The organism is Bacterioplanoides sp. SCSIO 12839 (assembly GCF_024397975.1).
Classification (GTDB): Bacteria; Pseudomonadota; Gammaproteobacteria; order Pseudomonadales; family Oceanobacteraceae; genus Bacterioplanoides.
Window position 1 is genome coordinate 3,694,405 of sequence record NZ_CP073745.1, and the last position, 19,420, is coordinate 3,713,824.

Here is a 19,420-nt window from a genome sequence, read left to right on the forward strand (position 1 = left end):
GCTGATTCTAACCTGATATCAGCCCACATTTGTTTTCAATTCTGTAAAATCTGTTAGTTATCGAGGGCCACCCGCCGTAAAAGTTTCAGGAAATTCCCATGGCAAAGAAAAAAACAGCGTATGTGTGTAATGACTGTGGTGCAGATCACACCAAATGGCAAGGTCAGTGCACCGGTTGTGGCGCCTGGAATACGTTGCAGGAATTTGTGGTTTCAGCCGCCAAAACCACCAGCCGCGAGGCCAACTTTAGTGGTTACGCCGGAGCCGCTGCCGAGCAGGGGGTACAACGCCTTAATGAAGTAAACCTCAATGAAGTGCCGCGTTTTTCCAGCGGTATGCAGGAATTCGACCGGGTATTAGGCGGAGGGTTAGTGCCCGGCTCGGCCATTCTGATTGGCGGTCATCCGGGGGCGGGTAAGTCCACACTACTGCTGCAAACATTGTGTCATCTGGCATCTCAAATGCCAGCCTTATACGTCACCGGCGAAGAGAGCCTGCAGCAGGTGGCACGACGCGCTCAACGTTTAGGCCTGCCGATGGATCAGCTGAATATGCTGAGCGAAACCAATGTCGAGCGCTTAACCAAAACCTTACAGCAGCATCAGCCCAAAATTGTGGTGATCGATTCTATTCAGGTGATGCATGTGGATGGCATTGAATCGGCTCCGGGCAGTGTGTCTCAGGTACGCGAAAGTGCCGCCTATTTAACCCGTTTTGCCAAACAAACCAACACGGTATTATTTCTGGTGGGCCATGTAACCAAAGACGGCACCATTGCTGGCCCGAAGGTGCTGGAACATATGATCGACTGCTCCATCATGCTGGAAGGCTCCGGCGACAGCCGTTTCCGTACGTTGCGTGGCATTAAAAACCGCTTTGGTGCTATTAACGAGCTGGGTGTATTTGCCATGCTCGAACAAGGCTTAAAAGAAGTCAAAAACCCCAGCTCCATCTTTTTATCACGTTCCGAAGAACCGGCGGCTGGCAGTGTTGTCATGGTGATCTGGGAAGGCACCCGACCGTTATTGGTAGAAATTCAGGCGCTGGTCGACGACAGTCATTTTGGTCATCCAAAACGTGTGGCAGTTGGCCTGGATCAGAATCGGTTAAATTTATTACTTGCCGCCATGCACCGCCACGGCGGTATTCACCTCGGTGATCAGGATGTCTATATTAACGTCGTTGGTGGTGTCAAAGTCACCGAAACCGCTGCGGACCTGGCGTTGCTGTTAGCGGCCTTGTCATCCTTCCGTAACCAACCTTTGCCACAAGACTTAATTGTGTTTGGTGAGGTGGGCTTATCAGGAGAAATTCGGCCGGTGCCTTCCGGACAAGAACGCATTAAAGAAGCAGCCAAACACGGCTTTAAACGCGCCATTGTTCCGAAAGGCAATATGCCGCGTCAGCCTATTGCAGGCATGGAAGTCATCGGCGTGGAAAAACTGCAACAAGCCATCGAACGAATCTGATACTCTACGTGTGGATTTAACAAGGAATGCACCCATATGAAACCCCGTATGAAATACCTACTCCCCGGTCTGGCAATCACTGCTCTTCTCGGCGCTACTTCTCTGCCAGCTCTGGCCGAAGATAAACAAACCAATACGGAACAACATACTGCAGTCATTGTTGAAACCATTCAAAGCCAACCTCTGTCACGTCAATACGACACACCCGGGCGCGTTGTTGCTGCCAGCCGTATTGATATTGTGCCGCGGGTAACGGGCATCCTTGAGCAGCAGGCCTTTATCGAAGGTTCTACCGTGAACGAAGGCGAGCTGTTATTTCAGATTGAAAAAGACTCCTACGAAGTTCAGTTACAGCAACGCCAGGCCGATCTTGCCAGCGCCAGAGCCAACCTGAAACAAGCCGAAACCGATTTAAAACGTTATAAAACACTGATCGTCACCAATGCCATTTCAGAATCCGAATTAGGTACAGCTGAAGCCACGCGAGATCAGGCGGCGGCGGCTGTGATGGCAGCCAAAGCCGGAGTAAGACAGGCCGAACTGGACTTAGGTTATACCGATATTTACAGCCCGATTACCGGCCGTATTGGTAAAGCCACCATTAACGAAGGCAACGTGGTGAATCCGAATTCAGGCACGTTGGTCACTGTCGCTCAGCAAGATCCGATTTATGTCGAAATTGCCCTGAGCGACAAACTGCTGGTTGATATCCGTCGTCGCGCCATGCAGCTGGAAGAAAATGAAAAAGTGATTGCCCGCCTGACGTTATCCGATGGCAAAACCTACCCCTACGACGGTGAGTTCGATTTTATTGACCCAATGGTATCGACGGAAACCGATACCGTTACCGTTCGATCGGTGTTCAAAAACCCAGAGGGTTTATTGCTGCCGGGCCAATATGTGCGCGTACAAATTGAGCCAAAAAATATTCCGAAAGTATTGGCGATTCCACAATCGGCCGTGCAACGCGATAAAGACGGCTTTTTTGTCATGATCGTTAATGATCAGCAGCAAGTAGAACAACGCCGTGTCGACCTGAGCCAACAGATTCGTGGATTGTGGGTGGTTAAAAGTGGTGTAAACGAAGGTGAGCAAGTGATCACGGAAGGCCTGCAGAAAGTGCAGGTCGGCGAAACGGTCAACGCCACGATCGTGATTCCTGACGCGGAGTAATAATTTATGTTCTCCCTGTTTTTTATTCGTCGCCCCAAATTTGCGCTGGTTATTTCCATCGTCATTATGATTGCCGGTTTATTGGCCTTAACCGCGTTACCGGTAACCCAATACCCGGAGATTACGCCACCGCAGGTTAAAGTCACCGCTACCTATACCGGTGCCAACGCATTAGCCGTTGAGCAGTCGGTCGCCGCCCCGATTGAAGCTATGGTCAACGGTGTGGATGACATGCTGTATATGAACTCCGTCAGTGGTAATGACGGCAGCTACAGCCTGACCATTACGTTTGAAGTGGGTACTGACCCGGATATGGCCGCAGTTAACGTGCAAAACCGCGTGGCTCTGGCACAACCCAGCCTGCCACAGGAAGTGGTGCGTATGGGGGTCACCACCGAGAAACAAGCCAGTAATATGTTAATGGTGGTTGCCCTGACGTCACCTGGCGGTACTCACGATAACCTGTACATGAGTAACTACTCATCGGTGTATATCGAAGATGCCATTTCCCGGATTAACGGCGTGGGTGGTGCTAACCAGTTTGGCAGCATGGAATACGGCATGCGTGTCTGGCTCGACCCGGATCAACTGCGCGGCCTGGGGCTGACTCCGCAAGATGTGAACAACGCCATTCAAAGCCAAAGTGTGCAGGCGGCATTAGGTCAGATTGGTGCACCACCATTAAAAGACGAACAGCAATTTCAATACACCATTACCGCACAGGGCCGGTTAACGACCCCAGAGGAATTCGGCAATATTATTGTTCGCTCCGGCGATGACGGTGGATTGTTGTACCTGAAAGACGTGGCCCGTATCGAACTGGGCTCACAAAGCTACGCGGTGAATATGCACATTAACGGCGGCAGTGGTGTGCCCTTTGCGGTGTACCAAAGCCCGGGCGCTAACGCACTGGATGTCGCCGATCAGGTGTATGCCGAACTGGAGCGTCTGAATCAGTTCTTCCCGGAAGATATGGAATATCAGGTGTTTTATGACTCCACCGATTTTGTTCGTGCTTCCATTTCTGAAGTGATCAGCACCCTGGCCATGACCTTTGTGTTGGTTGTAGCTGTCACCTACTTATTCCTTGGCGATTTACGCGCGACGTTAATTCCTTCTGCCACCATTCCGGTGTCGTTAATTGGTACCTTTATCGCGCTATCAGTAGCGGGCTTTTCGATTAACACCATTTCGTTATTCGCCCTGATTCTTGCCATTGGTATCGTGGTTGACGATGCCATTGTGGTGGTGGAAAACGTCAAACGTCATATGGCCGAAGATAATCTCGATTCGGTGACCGCCACCGAAAAAGCCATGGTCGAAGTGTTTGGCCCGGTGGTCGCCACCACCCTGGTTTTGCTGGCGGTATTTGTGCCAGTCGCCTTTATGCCGGGTTTAACCGGTGAACTGTACACTCAGTTTGCGGTGACCATTTCTGTCGCCGTGGTGTTCTCCTCGATTAACGCTCTGACGTTATCTCCTGCTTTATGTGCACTGTTATTAAAACCAGAAGGTGAGAGCAAAGGCTTCTTTGCCTGGTTTGATCGTCAGATTGATAAAATTCGCGGCAAATATATGAAAGGCGCGGTATTCCTGAATACCCGTAAAAGTGTGGCGCTGGGCAGCCTGGGCGTAATCGCATTAATGACCGCATTTTTATTCAGCAACACACCAACCGGCTTTATTCCCTACGAAGATCAGGGCGCGTTTTTTGTCGATGTATCTCTGCCTCAGGGTGCCTCATTAAACCGTACTGATGAACTGGCATTGGGATTAGATGAAAGCGTGCGTCAGCTGGAAGGGGTCGACCGTACCATGCTGATTTCTGGCTTCAGCCTGTTGGCCGGTGCCGCTTCTTCTTCCAGTGCCTTTATGTTGCCGGTACTGGATGACTGGTCGGAACGTGAAGATCTGCCCTGGTACAAAGTCTTCGGTGAAATGAACACAGTGCTGAAACAAGAACCCGGTGCTAACGCCTTTGGTTTCCCACCGCCACCCATTCCTGGTTTGGGTAATGCCGGTGGCCTGGAAGCCAACCTGCTGGATTTAGGCAGTGGTACTCCACAGGAACTGGCTCAGGTTTCCAGCGCGTTTATTCTTGCACTGAATAATTCCGAAATAGTAAAACAGGCTTATACCCGTTATAACGCCAGCAACCCGCAACTACACATGACCATTGATCGCCAGAAAGTACAGGCGCTAAAAGTGTCACTGTCGGATTTATTTGCCACCTTACAAAGCCAGTTAGGCTCGGTTTACGTTAACGACTTTAATATGTTGGGTCGTAATTTCCGGGTGATGATTCAGGCCGAGAGTGAGTTCCGAAATACTATTTCGGACATCAACGCTATTTATGTGCGCTCCACTACCGGACACATGGTACCGGTCGGTTCACTGGTGAATATCGAACAGATTCTTGGCCCGCAACAGCTGGACCGCTTTAACCTGTACCGTACTGCTAAGCTGGTGATCACCCCGGAAATCGGTTTCAGCTCGGGTGATGCCATTGCCGAAGTGGAACGTCTGGCGGCAGAAACGCTACCGGACGGTTATGGCCTGGAATGGATGGGCACCGCACAACAAGAACAAGAAGCCTCGGGTTTAGTGGTGGTGATTTTCTCGCTGTCGTTATTATTTGCTTACCTGTTCTTAGTGGCGCAATACGAAAGCTGGACCATTCCGATGGCGGTAATGTTATCGGTGGTGGTTGCTATTATGGGTGCGATGTTACCGCTGTATTTAATTCCCGGCATTGATAACAATCTGTATGCTCAGGTGGGCTTAGTGATGTTAATTGGCTTGGCGAGTAAATCGGCTATTCTGATTGTCGAGTTTGCCAAGCAACGGCATGAAGAAGGCCTGTCGATTCTCGACGCTGCGGCAGAAGCGGCTAACCTGCGCTTCCGTGCGGTATTAATGACGGCTTTCTCCTTTATTCTGGGTGTTGCGCCATTAGTGGTCGCCAGCGGCGCCGGTGCCATGAGCCGAATTTCGATTGGTGTCGTGGTGTTGTCCGGTATGTTATTCGCCACCGTGATTGGCATTATGCTGATTCCCGCATTGTATGTGATTATGCAAAGTCTGCGGGAAAAACTGAAAGGTGGCGCGAAAGTCAGCGACGTTCAGACCAGCGAATAATCTCTCGCTTTAATCGAAAAATAAGAACGCCATCAAACAACGGTTTGATGGCGTTTTTTTATGGCTTTTATTAACAAACATTCAAGAACACAAAAATAAAACTTTGTTAATTCTGGCATTCGCCGTCTTGTTTTGCGGATTCTGCATACTCCCCGAAATGCGCCTCTCTATACTCTTCATCAGCTTAAAACCCCTTTCCCATCTACGGGAAACCCTCAAAGGAAAATGGAGAGTTTACCTATGCTTAAACGCTACCTATCGATATTAACGATCTTCAGCATGATATTGATGCTGACCGCTTGCTCGGATAGTGATGATGATTCACCGAAACCGACAGTCTTACAAATCACTTCTGAGGTGAACACCTTACCCGTTGGTTTAACAACGCCATTAAATGCCGATTTATTCTATGATGATGGTTCAACGATTAACCATGTTACTGCGGTTTGGGAAAGTATGAACCCTGAAATTGCAACAGTTGATCCAATCACTGGAGTAGTAACAGGTATTAGTAAAGGACAAGCGATCATTCAAGCAACCTATATCGGCCTTGTTGAAGAAGTGACGGCAACGATTACAGATGCGACATTAACGTCTCTTACGCTAAGACCCGGAAGCTTTAATATTCCTTTAGGACAGAGCGGTCAGTTTGAGGTTGAAGGTGGCTATTCAGATGGATCAATTCACGACCTGACGGGTAATTCCGATATTAACTGGAATAGTTCTGTAGAGGGTATCATCTCGTTTGATGACAAAGGAGTCATAACAGCATTGAGCGAAGGTGTTACAGCGGTTACTGCGAGCTTGGGCAACGTAAAATCATCGGGTAGTAATACTATTAATGCTACCAGAGCCGTTCTTATTAATTTCTCTATTAGTCCGGATATCATCAGCAAACCTAAAGGCCTCACTCAACAATTTACCGCTACCGGCTATTATTCTGACAACACAGAGAAAGATATTACCAACCAGATCAGCTGGAAAAGTGAAACCCCCAATATTGTTACCTCACTAGGTAATGGCGTGTTTAAAGGTATTGTGATTGATGAAGGACAAATCAGCGCAACATTCAACGATATGATCAGTAGTGATAACAAACCTGTATTTACGGTAACACGTGCATTATTAACGTCATTTGAAATTGAAGCCCCTAATAGTCAACCATTAGGAAAATCGATTCAGTTTAAAGCCATTGCCGGTTTTAGCTCTGATGAAAAATACGATGTTTCGGCCAATGATCAGGTATTTTGGCAAAGCAGTGACCCAGCGATTGCAACTGTTACATCGTCTGGTGTTGTACGAGGTATATCGGAAGGTCAGGTTACTATTTCGGCATTAACAACGTTTGCTGGAGCACGTAATAGCAAAACCATCACCATAAAACCAAAAGAAATTGAAAGCATCGTCATTAAGGCTGGAAGCAAAAGCCAGATCATTACTCCAGGCTATTCAAAAGATATGAAAGTAGTCGGGGTTTATACCGATGGTTCGATTGAACAAGATATAGAAAAAAATGAAGAACTGACATGGGACATACAATTCAGGTTAGGAGGAAGCTTTTTTGATTCAATTCTGATAACGGATTCAGAAGACATGCCCAATCTAACTATTAATGCAGACGATCAACTAAATTTTTATAATTTTGGTGATAAGTCCCGAAGCGTATCAGCAATCATTGAAGCTTCTTATAACGGATTGACAGACCCATTCGTTATGCAACTTTCCAATAGAGAAATCTTAAATATACCCTTCAATAGTCAAGAACTTGAGTTCTCTGGCCCTATCAGTATCTACCAAGCAGAATGGTTAGGTTTTGACCAGCTAACCGATTCAAGTTCAGATACACGACATGTGTCACAAATGAATTATTATCAAGCCAGTGACTACTGTAATCTCGTTAATTATAACGGTCATCAGGACTGGAGATTACCGAGCCTTGAACAGCTGAAACAGCTATACAAAATTGATCCGGACAATTGGAATATATCCGGAGAACCTTACTGGACATCAACCTTAGAGGGTGAGCAGCCCTATGTACTATCATTGTCTTCGGACAGTAACGGCAATCTTCGTGACCCAGATAGTAACAATACACTAACCGCTTGTGTTCGTGAAAGATAAACCACTCTAATTAAAGCTGCCCAAGCTGGGCTGCTTTAACATTTTCGAACGACAATAAAAATGGCAGGCGATATAAAATCGCCTGCCATTTTTTTGTTGGAAACCCTGTCTATCAGCAACTATTCACAACGTTACATCAATCGTCACTTCACCCGTTCTGGAATCATAAAAAATCGAATACGCAGGTTCTTCAACCAGAGCATAGGTGCAGGTATTCGAACTATAAGACGCCTGAAAATCCTCTGAGGTGTTACTGGCCACCGTTGGTGAACCATCTTGCAGAATCGCCCGCCAAACCGACTGGCAATCAGCGACATTGTTGAGCTGAGGATTGGACTCGAACGGAAAGTAACTTTGTGCAGGCCAGCCAGCACTGTTCATATCCATCAGGTTGGTGCCAGTACCGTACAGGTCCAGGTTATCCACAGGTCCACTATGACCACCCGCGACCCATTTACTATGAGCCAGAGCAATGGCACTTCTGAACGAGCCGCCTGTTGCCGATACCAAAGCCGCATTGGCATCATCCTCAACACTGGCAAATCGCGGCAATACAAACACTGCCAGCGTCCCGATAAGAACGATAACAACCACCAGCTCGATTAATGTAAAACCCTTAGGTTTACTCATGACTTTATTCCATGCGACACATTCACTATCGATAAATATAGCAGCACCGCCAGAAGTGGAGCACTAAATCGAATCTTTCACTAAAGAAGTGCGAGCCATACGATCGAAAATAAGGGATAATCCTGCACCAAATTCAGACAACCAGCGTTTTCTCTGTAACAGAGCGCCGGTGGCTTTGTTGCTATCACTCAGGCGAGCCGTTCACAAGATGGCAAACCTCACCAGAATACCCTCTGGCCCCTCGTGTCGAACTCAGCGGCACATAGCAAAGCAGAAGTTGTAATCACCAGGAAGGCAGCTTCTCGTGCACCCTTGATAGCCTTGCCATCGTCAGAGCATCATCAGCAACGCTGAGCAATAAGATTGAGTCAGGAAGCCTCCACCGGGCTTTCACACCTGAGGTTAAGAAGAGATATGGCCGCATTTGGAACAGTTTTCATGCCGAAAATGGCACTGGCAACTTTCGAAAACAACTCCTGGACTGCTTCAAGCATTGTTCCATCTGACAAATTAGAATTTCATCCAGGTGCTCATGTCTTACATTATTCAAGCACCTGCTTTGAAGGCCTGAAGGCGTTTAAACACGCAGACGGCAGCGTTAATGTGTTTCGTATGGATGCCAACATCAAACGTATGGCACAAAGCAGTGAGCTGTTGTTCTTGCCTGAAATTGATCAGGCACAGCTGGGGCAGATGATTAAAGATATCGTTGCCTTGTACGCCGACGAAGTACCGGCACCGCCGGGTTCGATGTACATTCGTCCAACCCATATCGGTACTGAAGCAGCCATTGGTAAAGCGGCTGCTCCGTCGGAGTCTTCCGTGATGTACGTGCTGATCTCACCGGTGGGCGATTACTTCAAAAGTGGTGCCAAGCCATTACGCTTGCTGTTAGAAGAAGACGGTATGCGTTGCGCGCCACACATGGGCATGATCAAAAGCGGCGGTAACTACGCCAGCGCCTTAGGCCCGATTCTGCAAGCACGTAAGGAACACAATGCCGACCAGATTCTGTTCTGCCCGAACGGTGACGTACAGGAAACCGGTGCAGCTAACTTTATCCTGATCGACGGTAACGAGATCATCACCAAAGCGTTAGACAGCAGCTTCTTACACGGCATTACCCGTGATTCGATTCTGACGCTGGCGCGCGATATGGGCATGACTGTCACCGAGCGCAACTTCACTGTTGATGAACTGATTGAGCGTGCCAAGAAGCCGGGCACTGAAGCTGCCCTGTCCGGCACAGCGGCGGTATTAACGTCCGTCGGCACTCTGATTCATAACGGTGAAGAAATCACCGTTGGGTCGGGTGAGCCGGGGGAAACCACTCAGAAGCTGCGTCAGGCACTGAATGATATTCAGTGGGGCAAAGCTGAAGATAAGTTTGGTTGGCTGCAGAAGGTTTAAGGCCTTTTAAAAAACACCGAATAAAAAAGCCGCTTTGATATTCCTCTGGCCGGGGAATATGAAGCGGCTTTTTTGTGGCTGTTAATCAGACCAAATGCCCGGCAATACAATTACGTCCGGCAGATTTAGCGCTGTATAACATCTGGTCGGCGTAGGCCAGCAAACGGTCAGTTTCAACGGCATCTTGTGGTAACACCGTGGCCAGGCCAACCGAAACGGTGACATATTCGGATACTCCAGAGGCCGGGTGAGGAATCTGCAGTGCTGTGATGGCCTCCAAAGCCCGCTCTGCCATTTCATGGGCCTGTTCGTAATTGGTATTGCCGAGCACCAACGCAAATTCTTCACCGCCAAAACGCGCACATAAGTCGCTGGGGCGACGGCTGAGGGTATTTAATGTACGCGCTACTTGCTTCAGGCATTGGTCACCGGCGAGATGTCCTTCGTGATCGTTGTATTGCTTAAAAAAGTCGATGTCGAAAAGCAACACCGACAGTGGCGACTTCAACCGTGAACAGCGCCGCCACTCCATCAATAAAAACTGATCCAGATGGCGACGATTAGCAATGTTGGTTAAACCGTCCACCCGAGCCTGGGCAATCAGCATTTCTTCGACTGAGCGACGCTCGGTAATATTGGTATGAGAAATCAAATAATAGGTTTGATCACTTGCCTGAAAGCCACAGACGAACATGCGAAACCAGCGCTTTTCTTCATCGCTATGACATGGATATTCAAAAGCAAATTCTGATTTATTCGCAGAAATCACATCAGTGATGCCGGTGTAAGCGACATGGGCAAAATCATCTCCCTGGGCAGCCGCTTTTTTACAATACCCAAGATAATCGGTTCCTAACCACGGGTTTGATTTGGTCACACCATTTTTCAGCGCAAACTCTGACCAACGACGGTTGGTGTAAATAATCACACCCGCCTGGTCGATCACACATACCGTATCCGGTACGCAATCCAGCAACGCTGCTAAACACTCCACCTGCGAGTGGAACTCTGAACCCATATCACCATCCGTGCATGATTTGATTAAATTATAAGCAACTAACATCCGTTCAGACAGCGTTAATTACTGCCGCATTTAAAATGTATGGCGACATCAAGCCAATCATGCACCGAGTCCATTAGTACAATGGCCAACAACACACTGATCCACCAGCACATTAATAGATAAGGATATAATGATGTTTTTCAAACGCAGGGCGTGATCATGCTTAATCTCGATTTCAGCCAACGGGTTGTTATCAACAGCAACCAGATGGAATGGACCCAAAGCCCCATGCCCGGAGTGCTGCGTAAACGATTCGCGCGAGAAGAAGCCGAGCGCGGTCATGCCACCAGCATTGTGAAATATCTTCCCGGGGCCAGTTTCAGTGAGCACCCACATCCACAGGGCGAAGAAATTTTTGTCTTAGAAGGTGTATTTTCAGATGAAACCGGTGACTACCCGGCGGGCAGTTATCTCCGCAACCCGGAAGGTTTCAGCCATGCGCCGTTCAGCAAAGACGGCTGCACTATTTTTGTAAAACTGCATCAGTTTCAGACAGACGATCATCAGCAGGTTCGGGTTGATACCCAACAAGCCGAATTCCTGCCGGGTATGGGTGGTTTAAAAGTATTGCCGCTACACGAACATAAGGGTGAATCCACCGCGCTGGTTTTCTGGCCAGCCGGGGAACGCTTTCAGCCACACACCCATTTTGGCGGTGAAGAAATCCTGGTGATCTCAGGCGAGTTTATTGATGAACATGGCCGCTACCCGGCTGGAAGCTGGATTCGCAGCCCACATCTCAGCAAACATTTTCCGTATGTGGAACAAGATACATTGATTCTGGTAAAGGTTGGGCATTTGCCGGATTAATCACCCGGTGACACTCACCTGTTATCCACATAAACAGGTGCCTAACCACAGAGATAGGTACCAGTACCCACAGCAATCAGCTCGCCCTCTTCGTTATGGAATTCCATACGGGTTACCGCCACTTTGTTGCCAATCCTCAGCAGAGTGGCGCTGGAAGTAAACTCCTTACCTTTGCCCGGTTGCAGATAATCCACACGCATATCAATGGTGCCCAGCTTCGACAGCTGTTTTGGCCGGTCTTCTTTAGGAGCGCCCTGGCGATGTAAACGCTGCCAGGCGGCAATCATGGCCATGGCACCACCCGTAACATCCAGTGCGGTGGCAATCGCACCACCGTGTAAAATCCCTTGTAACCAGTTACCCACCAGATCGTCGCGCATTTTCAGAGTAAATTCACACCGATCCGCTTCCAGTCGCTTAGGTTGCAGACCGAGCATCTGATTAAACGGTATCTGATCGAGAAAATTCTTCGCCAGATTCAACTCCGTTTTAGTAAAGCCTTCGGCGGCCTGACTAAAACCTTCGGCGATTGCGTCATCAGTCATCTTGTTATACCTGCGCTCTTTTATTTTTTTGTTATGGCCTGCTTACAGGCCACTGTCATTGTTAAGCACAGCGGTTGGTGCCGTAAATTGCCAAACCGATAAAGACGAGTGACGTTTATGCTCACAGTTAAAAGGTTAGTTGTGCATAAAAGCGTAACATTGACGCCATAAAGTGCGCTCAACTGACGAAAGTTTGCGATATGTCAGACTCAGCTTTTTTAACCCGCCACTGATTCGAGCTACAATCGGTGTACTTATCTGTACATTTCCCGGAGAGACTCCATGGCTTTTAACGATGCCCAGCGCATGTTCCCAGAAACCCGGCTGCGCCGTATGCGCCGCGACGACTTTTCCCGTCGTTTGATGCGCGAAACACAACTGACGGTGGATAGCCTGATTTACCCGATGTTTGTGTTAGAGGGCCATCAGGAACGTGAAGCCATTCCATCCATGCCGGGGATTGAGCGTTTATCTATCGATCTATTGGTTGATGAAGTACGCCATCTTTATAAGCTGGGTGTTCCGGCCGTGGCACTGTTTCCGGTAACACCAATGGATGTGAAATCCGAGCTGGCAGAAGAAGCCTTTAACCCGAATGGTTTGGCTCAACGTGCAGTACGAGCGATTAAAGACGCGGTGCCGGAAATGGGCGTAATGACCGATGTGGCGCTGGATCCGTTCACCACCCACGGTCAGGACGGCATCATCGACGCTGAAGGTTATGTATTAAATGACCGCACGGTGGATACCTTAGTACAGCAAGCCTTGTCCCATGCCGATGCTGGTGCTGATATTGTTGCGCCATCGGACATGATGGACGGCCGCATTGGTGATATTCGTGATGCACTGGAAGAAGAAGCCTTTGTAAACACCCGCATTATGGCGTACTCGGCGAAGTACGCGTCGGCTTATTACGGCCCATTCCGTGACGCGGTGGGTTCGGCTGCGAATCTGGGTAAAGCGGATAAAAAGACTTATCAGATGGACCCGGCCAACAGTGACGAAGCACTGCACGAAGTGGCACTCGATTTAGCTGAGGGTGCCGATATGGTGATGGTAAAACCGGGGATGCCGTATCTGGATATTGTGCGCCGTATTAAAGATGAATTAAAAGCACCAACCTTTGTTTATCAGGTCAGTGGTGAATATGCGATGCACAAAGCGGCTGCTCAGAATGGCTGGCTGGATGATGACGCCGTGATGCATGAGTCTTTATTAAGTATTAAGCGTGCTGGCGCGGATGGCATCTTAACCTATTACGCGAAGCAATATGCGGAGTGGTTAGATAAGTAATTGCGAAAATCTTTCCAATAATAGTATTGGTTAAAAATTATGTGAGAAATATTGATGGTATTGGATGAAGGGGCCCATCACAGGGATGTGATGGATTAGCCTTCAGGGATGAACTTGTAGCGCCCCGCAAGCCAATATCTCAATGTTTCTACAGTGCAGTAATAAAAAACCAGACAGGCTTTAAGCCGCCGCCCCGAACCGGCCATCCATGGCCTATCCGGGCTACCGCAACATCCTGTTGCTGCTTTTTAAAGCCTGTCTGATTTCTTATTAATAAGGAAGAAAAATGAGCGAAGAACAAGTAACGGAAACACCCATCGATTTAACCAGCAGCGAATATTATATTAATCGCGAGCTGAGTCATCTGCAGTTTAATTTACGGGTGTTAGAACAGGCACTGGATGAAAGCCACCCGTTATTGGATCGTTTATTTTTTCTCTGTATTTTCAGCAAAAACCTGGATGAATTTTACGAAGTTCGGGTTGCGAACCTGACTCAGCAGCTGGCTTACCGCCGCGAGCAAGCCGGTGCCGATGGCATGCATCCGCAACAGGTTCTGGATGAAATCCATGAGCTGTGCAGCCAAACCGTTGCCCGCCAATACGCCATTCTGAACGACACACTCCTGCCTGAGTTAGAACAAGAAAATATCCGTTTTTTACGCCGTGCGGACTGGAACGAAAAACAGCGTGAATGGATTCGTGCGTATTTTGAAAAATCGGTGCAGCCACTGGTCAGCCCAATTGGGCTTGACCCATCACATCCATTCCCGCGCCTGGTAAATAAGAGCTTAAACTTTATTGTTGCCTTAGATGGAAAAGACGCGTTTGGCCGTGAAACTGGTCTGGCAATTATTCCGGCACCACGTTCGCTGCCGCGTATTATTCGCTTACCGGATGAACTCTGCCCGAATGGTTCAGGTAAAGGTGATAACTTTATTTTCTTATCATCGGTGATTCACGAATACGCCGATGAATTATTCCCGGGTATGACCATCAAAGGCTGTTATCAGTTCCGCGTAACGCGTAATGCCGACTTAGAAATTGATCACGACGATACCGCCGACTTAGCCTCCGCCTTAGAAGACGAGCTGCATTCCCGGAATTTCGGTGAAGAGATGCGCCTGGAAGTGGCAGACAACTGCCCGGATGAACTGGTCGATTTCTTATTAAGCCAGTTTAATCTGGACGAAAACGATTTATTTAAAGTGAATGGCCCGGTGAATTTATCCCGAATGATGGAGGCCATTTTTCAGATTAACCGCCCTGATTTGCAATACGCACCATTCACTCCGGGTTTGCCTAAAAATATTAACTTTAAGAAAAGTATTTTTGAAAGCATCCGCGAAAAAGATGCGTTAATGCTGCATCCGTTTGAATCTTTTACTCCGGTTGTGGATATGTTGCGCGAAGCAGCAAAAGATCCGGCAGTACGTGCAATCAAACAAACTCTGTACCGTACCGGTGCTAAGTCCGAAATTGTCAATGCTCTGGTAGATGCCGCCCGTAACGGCAAAGAGGTCACAGTTGTGATTGAGCTGCGTGCTCGCTTTGATGAAGAAGATAACCTATATCTGGCTAACCGCTTACAGGAAGCCGGAGCCGTGGTGGTATATGGCGTGGTGGGCTATAAAACCCACGCTAAAGTTATGCTGATTGTGCGCAAAGAAGGCGATAAATTTAAACGTTATGTGCACATGGGCACGGGTAACTATCACGCTGGAAATGCTCGGGTGTATACCGACTACAGCTTTATGACCTGCGATGACTCCATTGGTGAAGATGTGCATAAAGTGTTTATGCAACTGACCGGGATGGGCGAAGCATTACGCATTAAAAAGCTGTTCCATGCACCCTTCACTCTGCACAAAAAAATGCTGGAACTGATTGACCGTGAACGCGCTCATGCGGAAGCAGGCAAACCCGCATTAATTCGTATGAAAGCCAATGGCTTAACCGAGCCGAAATTAATTCGTGCCTTGTATAAGGCCTCTCAGGCCGGGGTGAAAATTGAGCTGATTATTCGTGGTATGTGCTGTCTGCGTCCAGGTATTCCCGGAGTCTCTGAGAATATTTCCGTGCGCTCGATTATCGGTCGCTTTTTGGAGCACACCCGGGTGTATTACTTCCAGAATAATGGCAAAGATGAAATCTACGCTGGCAGTGCCGACCTGATGGAACGTAACTTATTAAACCGCGTAGAAACCTGCTTCCCGGTAGAGGCCAACAAACTGAAGGAACGAATGAAACGCGAGCTGGAAGCCTATACATTGGATAACTGCCAAGCCTGGGATCTGCAGCCCGATGGCAGTTATGTCCGCCAGCAACCGGCAGAAGGTGAAGAACAGATTAAAGCACAAGCCATGATGCTGGAAAGCCTGGCCACCAGCGCCTGACACTTTCTCCATCAAACCACCACGGGAACTTCGGTTGCCGTGGCGGCTCCAATAAGGCATTCCATCGTTTTTACGAGCCTTATCATGAAAAAATTCTCCTGGTTTTCTGCCTCACTGGTGTTCACCCTGGCTATTACTTACTGGCTGGTTGGTGGACGTATGAATCATGCCCAGGCAGAGCCGCTACATGGGCCACTTCCTGAATTTACCCAGTCGGATTCTCAGGCTTGGCTTAACTCTAGCCCTCTGAAAACCGCTGACTTAAAAGGCAAGGTCCTGTTGATTGATATCTGGACTTTAGCTTGTTGGAATTGCTACCGCAGTTTTCCATGGTTACATTCGGTCGAGGAAAAGTTTGCTGACGATAATTTCCAGGTCATTGGCATCCATTCTCCAGAGTTTGACTATGAACACAATCGCGGTGCAGTTGAGAAAGCGATTAAAAAATACAAGCTCCAGCACCCGGTGATGATGGATAACGATTTTGCTTACTGGCAAGCACTGAATAACCGTTACTGGCCCGCGTTTTACCTTGTGGATAAGCAGGGCAACCTCCGTTACCGCTTTATCGGCGAAACGCATCAGGGTGATGCCCAGGCTGATAAGATAGAACGCGCCATCGAATATTTATTACAGGAATCTCTCTAAAACTTGCGGCCTTTAAACACCCCTCTCATAAACACACCAACTCAGGCCAACCGCTGCCAATGGCCTGAGTCGTCATAAGTAAACAGCCGTTTCCATTCTATATTTTTGTACTTTCGTACAAAAATAATAATAACGGTGATCTTATGATCCTATTCACACAGACGTTATCCACAAAAACGTTACTGGCACTCTCGCTGCCGCTGTTAGTCACGCCAACACTTTGGGCAATGAGCAACACACCACCACCGGATGTAGAGCCTTCTGTACCTACCTCCACATCCGCACCACAAAATACCCAAGCGGCAAACCACCAACTGCCTACGACATCTGCGGATGTTAAACAGCTTTCCGTTCGGAAAAAGAATTTCCAGGATCAGAATGACAAAGTATTTGTCGACGGTTTGGGCCGTGAAGTCAGCCTGCGTGGATTTAATGTTTCCGGTAAAGTGAAACTGGCGCAATACGGTTTCCAGCCGTTTCAGAATGTTGAAGACGCTAAAACCAGCTTCAATCTGCTCGGCAAACAGGTCGGCAGCAATATGGTGCGTTACACCGTTGCCTGGGAAGGTATTCATACCGGCCCAACCACCATTGATTACGCCTATTTAGACAACGCCATTGCCTATATGAAACAGGCGATTAACAACGGCATGTACGTTCTGGTCGATTACCACTCGGATTTATACAGCCGCCATACCTTTACACAAAACTCCGCTAATACCGGTAATGGTGCGCCTCAGTGGGCCGTACATCCGGTGAACGGCACCGACGATTGTGGTTTACCATGCCAGCTGAGCTGGGCCGCACACAAACAAAGCAACAGCTCTGTGCGTAATGGCATGAAGTCTTTCTGGTACGACCACTGGATCATGGACAAAGACTTGCCAACGGCCGAGCTGTATTTGCCTGACAGTAACCAGTGTGCCGACATCCGTGGCGGCGATGCTTCTAATTCAACCACCGTATTAGCATGGCAATGCAGCCAGCAAAGTCACCAACAATGGAACTACCGCAGCGACGGTACTCTGCATTCCGTTAAAAACCCGAATATCTGTCTCGATGTTGCCGGTGCCCGTACAGATAATGGCACCGATATTCAGATCTACCGCTGTAATAACAGTAAAGCGCAGCAATTTATTATCGACCAACAAGGGCGCCTGCACAGCGCACTGGATTTTAATAAATGTGTGTCTAACGACAGCGGTAATCTAAAACTGCGCGAATGTGAATACGATGATTCTACTGTCGAAAAACGTCAGCACTTCGTGCTGCGCAGCGTCGAAAATGGCAGCAACATCGGCGCGGGACTGAGTTATTCACAATCGGCGTTTGTTTGGCAAATTGGGCAGGTCGCGAAATATATAAAGCAGAATATGACAGTTGATGAGTTTGCTCATGTATTAGGGTTTGAGCCAATTAACGAACCGTTTGACGGTGGCATCGGAGAGATGAGTTATGACGAGTTTGATAACTTAATTTTATGGCCATTCTATCAACGTGTTCGTGCTGAGTTAGATGCTCAAGGCGTTACCCAAAAACCGGTTTACACCGAGCCGATGGTGTTCTGGAGTTCTATTACGGGTGCCGTAGCGCCTGCAACTGGCGGTGGTTATCTGGATTACAAACCGGGAGATGGCTTTGTGTTTACCCCTCACTTTTATGATCAGGCGCGTATGGGTGTGAATAACTTAACCGTTGCTCGTAATGGCGCACATTTTGAGAATCTGGATTTAATTCGTGACGAAGCCCGCTTTCTGGATTTAGCGGTTTTTAAATCGGAGTTTGGCATGTGGCTTAACGGTTATGGCCATACCGATACTGAGCGTGTGGTTAACGCGTCTTATCAAGCGATGGAATCCTCAGACCGAACTCACACTTCACAATCAGGTGGCAAAGATCGTTTTGTCGATTTTTACACGCCGTTAGTCAGTGGCGCTCAATGGCAGTGGGACATTTATTATGACAATCATTATGAATTCCAGAACGGCAATCCAAATGAATTAAAAACCGAAGACGATGCCTGGAACGGTGAAGACTTTTCGGTGATTAATAACTTTGGTAAAGGCTACAACGTCAACGCCAATTTAATTGAACGCGCTTATCCGCGTGCCGTTCAGGGCGAACTGATGCACTTTGCTTACGAAGGCTTAGTACCTGATCGCGCCGATGATGTGATGGCTTATCATTCCATTCGCACCAGCCTGGAAGGCCAGTTCAGTCAACGTGAATTCTTCCGTGATAATAAATTTGCCTTCCTGGCATGGCGTGGCCGAACCAGTACGGCTCCGACAGAGATTTATGTGCCACGTCATATCAACTCGGCAAACATGATTGTGATCACAGAAAATGGCGTATACAAAAATTTGACTGTAAACGCACCCTTCACTCAGGAAAATAACGAAGTTGCTGTTATTTCTGATCCGAAAAAACAACCGGGCAGTGGTAATCTGGTTATGGTTTGGGATGATGTGGATACCAGTGAGACGGCGCAGAGTTATCACTTCGCGTTAGTGATTGATGGCAGCGCTGGGCTCTCGGATGCAGAGTTAAATACTCTACAACAATCTTTAGTGGAAACCGTTAATAAAGGGAAAAGTCCGGTGTATCTTACTAACTCGATGACTGCGCGTGGTTATCCTGATGACATGGGTAATTAATACGTAACAGCCTCCAATAAAAAAGCCGGATCAAAACTGATCCGGCTTTCTCTTTTGTTCAGCAGTAA

Annotated in this window: 13 protein-coding genes; 10 read left to right on the forward strand and 3 right to left on the reverse strand. The window is 48.1% G+C overall.

Annotated elements, in window-relative coordinates; all coding sequences use genetic code 11:
* Nucleotides 1–98: 98 nt before the first annotated feature.
* The 4 genes from radA (at nt 99) to KFF03_RS16750 (ending at nt 7,901) form a co-directional block, all read left to right on the forward strand.
* Nucleotides 99–1,469 carry a DNA repair protein RadA gene (gene radA, locus KFF03_RS16735; RefSeq protein ID WP_255858063.1) on the forward strand — a complete coding sequence of 457 codons (1,371 nt, stop codon included), beginning with the start codon at nt 99–101 and terminating at the stop codon, nt 1,467–1,469.
* A 48-nt stretch (nt 1,470–1,517) separates the two neighbouring features.
* Nucleotides 1,518–2,642, forward strand: a complete 1,125-nt coding sequence (locus tag KFF03_RS16740) for an efflux RND transporter periplasmic adaptor subunit (RefSeq protein ID WP_255858064.1) — start codon at nt 1,518–1,520, stop codon at nt 2,640–2,642.
* A 6-nt stretch (nt 2,643–2,648) separates the two neighbouring features.
* Nucleotides 2,649–5,780 carry an efflux RND transporter permease subunit gene (locus KFF03_RS16745; RefSeq protein WP_255858065.1) on the forward strand — a complete coding sequence of 1,044 codons (3,132 nt, stop codon included), beginning with the start codon at nt 2,649–2,651 and terminating at the stop codon, nt 5,778–5,780.
* Nucleotides 5,781–6,020: 240 nt separating this feature from the next.
* Complete coding sequence (locus KFF03_RS16750) at nt 6,021–7,901, forward strand: Ig-like domain-containing protein (RefSeq protein ID WP_255858066.1); 1,881 nt, start codon at nt 6,021–6,023, stop codon at nt 7,899–7,901.
* A 123-nt stretch (nt 7,902–8,024) separates the two neighbouring features.
* Here KFF03_RS16750 and KFF03_RS17710 read toward each other — a convergent pair whose 3' ends face one another.
* Complete coding sequence (locus tag KFF03_RS17710) at nt 8,025–8,531, reverse strand: type II secretion system protein (RefSeq protein ID WP_304941514.1); 507 nt, start codon at nt 8,529–8,531, stop codon at nt 8,025–8,027.
* Between the two features lie 414 nt (nt 8,532–8,945).
* Here KFF03_RS17710 and KFF03_RS16760 point away from each other — a divergent pair, with 414 nt between their 5' ends.
* Nucleotides 8,946–9,941, forward strand: a complete 996-nt coding sequence (locus KFF03_RS16760; RefSeq protein ID WP_255858067.1) for a branched-chain amino acid aminotransferase — start codon at nt 8,946–8,948, stop codon at nt 9,939–9,941.
* A gap of 85 nt (nt 9,942–10,026) precedes the next feature.
* On the opposite strand, the gene KFF03_RS16765 is transcribed toward KFF03_RS16760, so the two are convergent.
* A complete protein-coding gene (locus tag KFF03_RS16765; protein ID WP_255858068.1) occupies nt 10,027–10,959 on the reverse strand; it encodes a diguanylate cyclase domain-containing protein in 933 nt (310 codons plus the stop codon).
* A gap of 204 nt (nt 10,960–11,163) precedes the next feature.
* Between KFF03_RS16765 and KFF03_RS16770 the strand changes: the two genes are divergently transcribed.
* Nucleotides 11,164–11,814, forward strand: coding sequence for a cupin domain-containing protein (locus KFF03_RS16770; RefSeq protein ID WP_255858069.1), 651 nt, complete (start codon nt 11,164–11,166; stop codon nt 11,812–11,814).
* Between the two features lie 41 nt (nt 11,815–11,855).
* Here the strand turns inward: KFF03_RS16770 and KFF03_RS16775 are convergent, their stop codons facing one another.
* A complete protein-coding gene (locus KFF03_RS16775) occupies nt 11,856–12,359 on the reverse strand; it encodes a thioesterase family protein (RefSeq protein ID WP_255858070.1) in 504 nt (167 codons plus the stop codon).
* A 282-nt stretch (nt 12,360–12,641) separates the two neighbouring features.
* Here KFF03_RS16775 and hemB point away from each other — a divergent pair, with 282 nt between their 5' ends.
* The 4 genes from hemB (at nt 12,642) to KFF03_RS16795 (ending at nt 19,352) form a co-directional block, all read left to right on the forward strand.
* A complete protein-coding gene (gene hemB / locus KFF03_RS16780; RefSeq protein WP_255858071.1) occupies nt 12,642–13,652 on the forward strand; it encodes a porphobilinogen synthase in 1,011 nt (336 codons plus the stop codon).
* Between the two features lie 286 nt (nt 13,653–13,938).
* Nucleotides 13,939–16,047: a polyphosphate kinase 1 gene (gene ppk1, locus KFF03_RS16785; RefSeq protein ID WP_255858072.1), complete on the forward strand. Its 2,109-nt coding sequence runs from the start codon at nt 13,939–13,941 to the stop codon at nt 16,045–16,047.
* An 84-nt stretch (nt 16,048–16,131) separates the two neighbouring features.
* Nucleotides 16,132–16,695, forward strand: a complete 564-nt coding sequence (locus KFF03_RS16790) for a redoxin family protein (protein ID WP_255858073.1) — start codon at nt 16,132–16,134, stop codon at nt 16,693–16,695.
* A 143-nt stretch (nt 16,696–16,838) separates the two neighbouring features.
* On the forward strand, nt 16,839–19,352 hold the full coding sequence (locus KFF03_RS16795; RefSeq protein ID WP_255858074.1) for a ricin-type beta-trefoil lectin domain protein: 2,514 nt from the start codon (nt 16,839–16,841) through the stop codon (nt 19,350–19,352).
* Nucleotides 19,353–19,420: the final 68 nt, after the last annotated feature.

What these genes read in the sequence shown, in the direction of transcription:
- radA (WP_255858063.1), top strand. Translation starts at nt 99, where the DNA reads ATGGCAAAGAAAAAAACAGCGTATGTGTGTAATGACTGTGGTGCAGAT.
- KFF03_RS16740 (WP_255858064.1), top strand. Translation starts at nt 1,518, where the DNA reads ATGAAATACCTACTCCCCGGTCTGGCAATCACTGCTCTTCTCGGCGCT.
- KFF03_RS16745 (WP_255858065.1), top strand. Translation starts at nt 2,649, where the DNA reads ATGTTCTCCCTGTTTTTTATTCGTCGCCCCAAATTTGCGCTGGTTATT.
- KFF03_RS16750 (WP_255858066.1), top strand. Translation starts at nt 6,021, where the DNA reads ATGCTTAAACGCTACCTATCGATATTAACGATCTTCAGCATGATATTG.
- KFF03_RS17710 (WP_304941514.1), bottom strand. Translation starts at nt 8,531, where the DNA reads ATGAGTAAACCTAAGGGTTTTACATTAATCGAGCTGGTGGTTGTTATC.
- KFF03_RS16760 (WP_255858067.1), top strand. Translation starts at nt 8,946, where the DNA reads ATGGCCGCATTTGGAACAGTTTTCATGCCGAAAATGGCACTGGCAACT.
- KFF03_RS16765 (WP_255858068.1), bottom strand. Translation starts at nt 10,959, where the DNA reads ATGGGTTCAGAGTTCCACTCGCAGGTGGAGTGTTTAGCAGCGTTGCTG.
- KFF03_RS16770 (WP_255858069.1), top strand. Translation starts at nt 11,164, where the DNA reads ATGCTTAATCTCGATTTCAGCCAACGGGTTGTTATCAACAGCAACCAG.
- KFF03_RS16775 (WP_255858070.1), bottom strand. Translation starts at nt 12,359, where the DNA reads ATGACTGATGACGCAATCGCCGAAGGTTTTAGTCAGGCCGCCGAAGGC.
- hemB (WP_255858071.1), top strand. Translation starts at nt 12,642, where the DNA reads ATGGCTTTTAACGATGCCCAGCGCATGTTCCCAGAAACCCGGCTGCGC.
- ppk1 (WP_255858072.1), top strand. Translation starts at nt 13,939, where the DNA reads ATGAGCGAAGAACAAGTAACGGAAACACCCATCGATTTAACCAGCAGC.
- KFF03_RS16790 (WP_255858073.1), top strand. Translation starts at nt 16,132, where the DNA reads ATGAAAAAATTCTCCTGGTTTTCTGCCTCACTGGTGTTCACCCTGGCT.
- KFF03_RS16795 (WP_255858074.1), top strand. Translation starts at nt 16,839, where the DNA reads ATGATCCTATTCACACAGACGTTATCCACAAAAACGTTACTGGCACTC.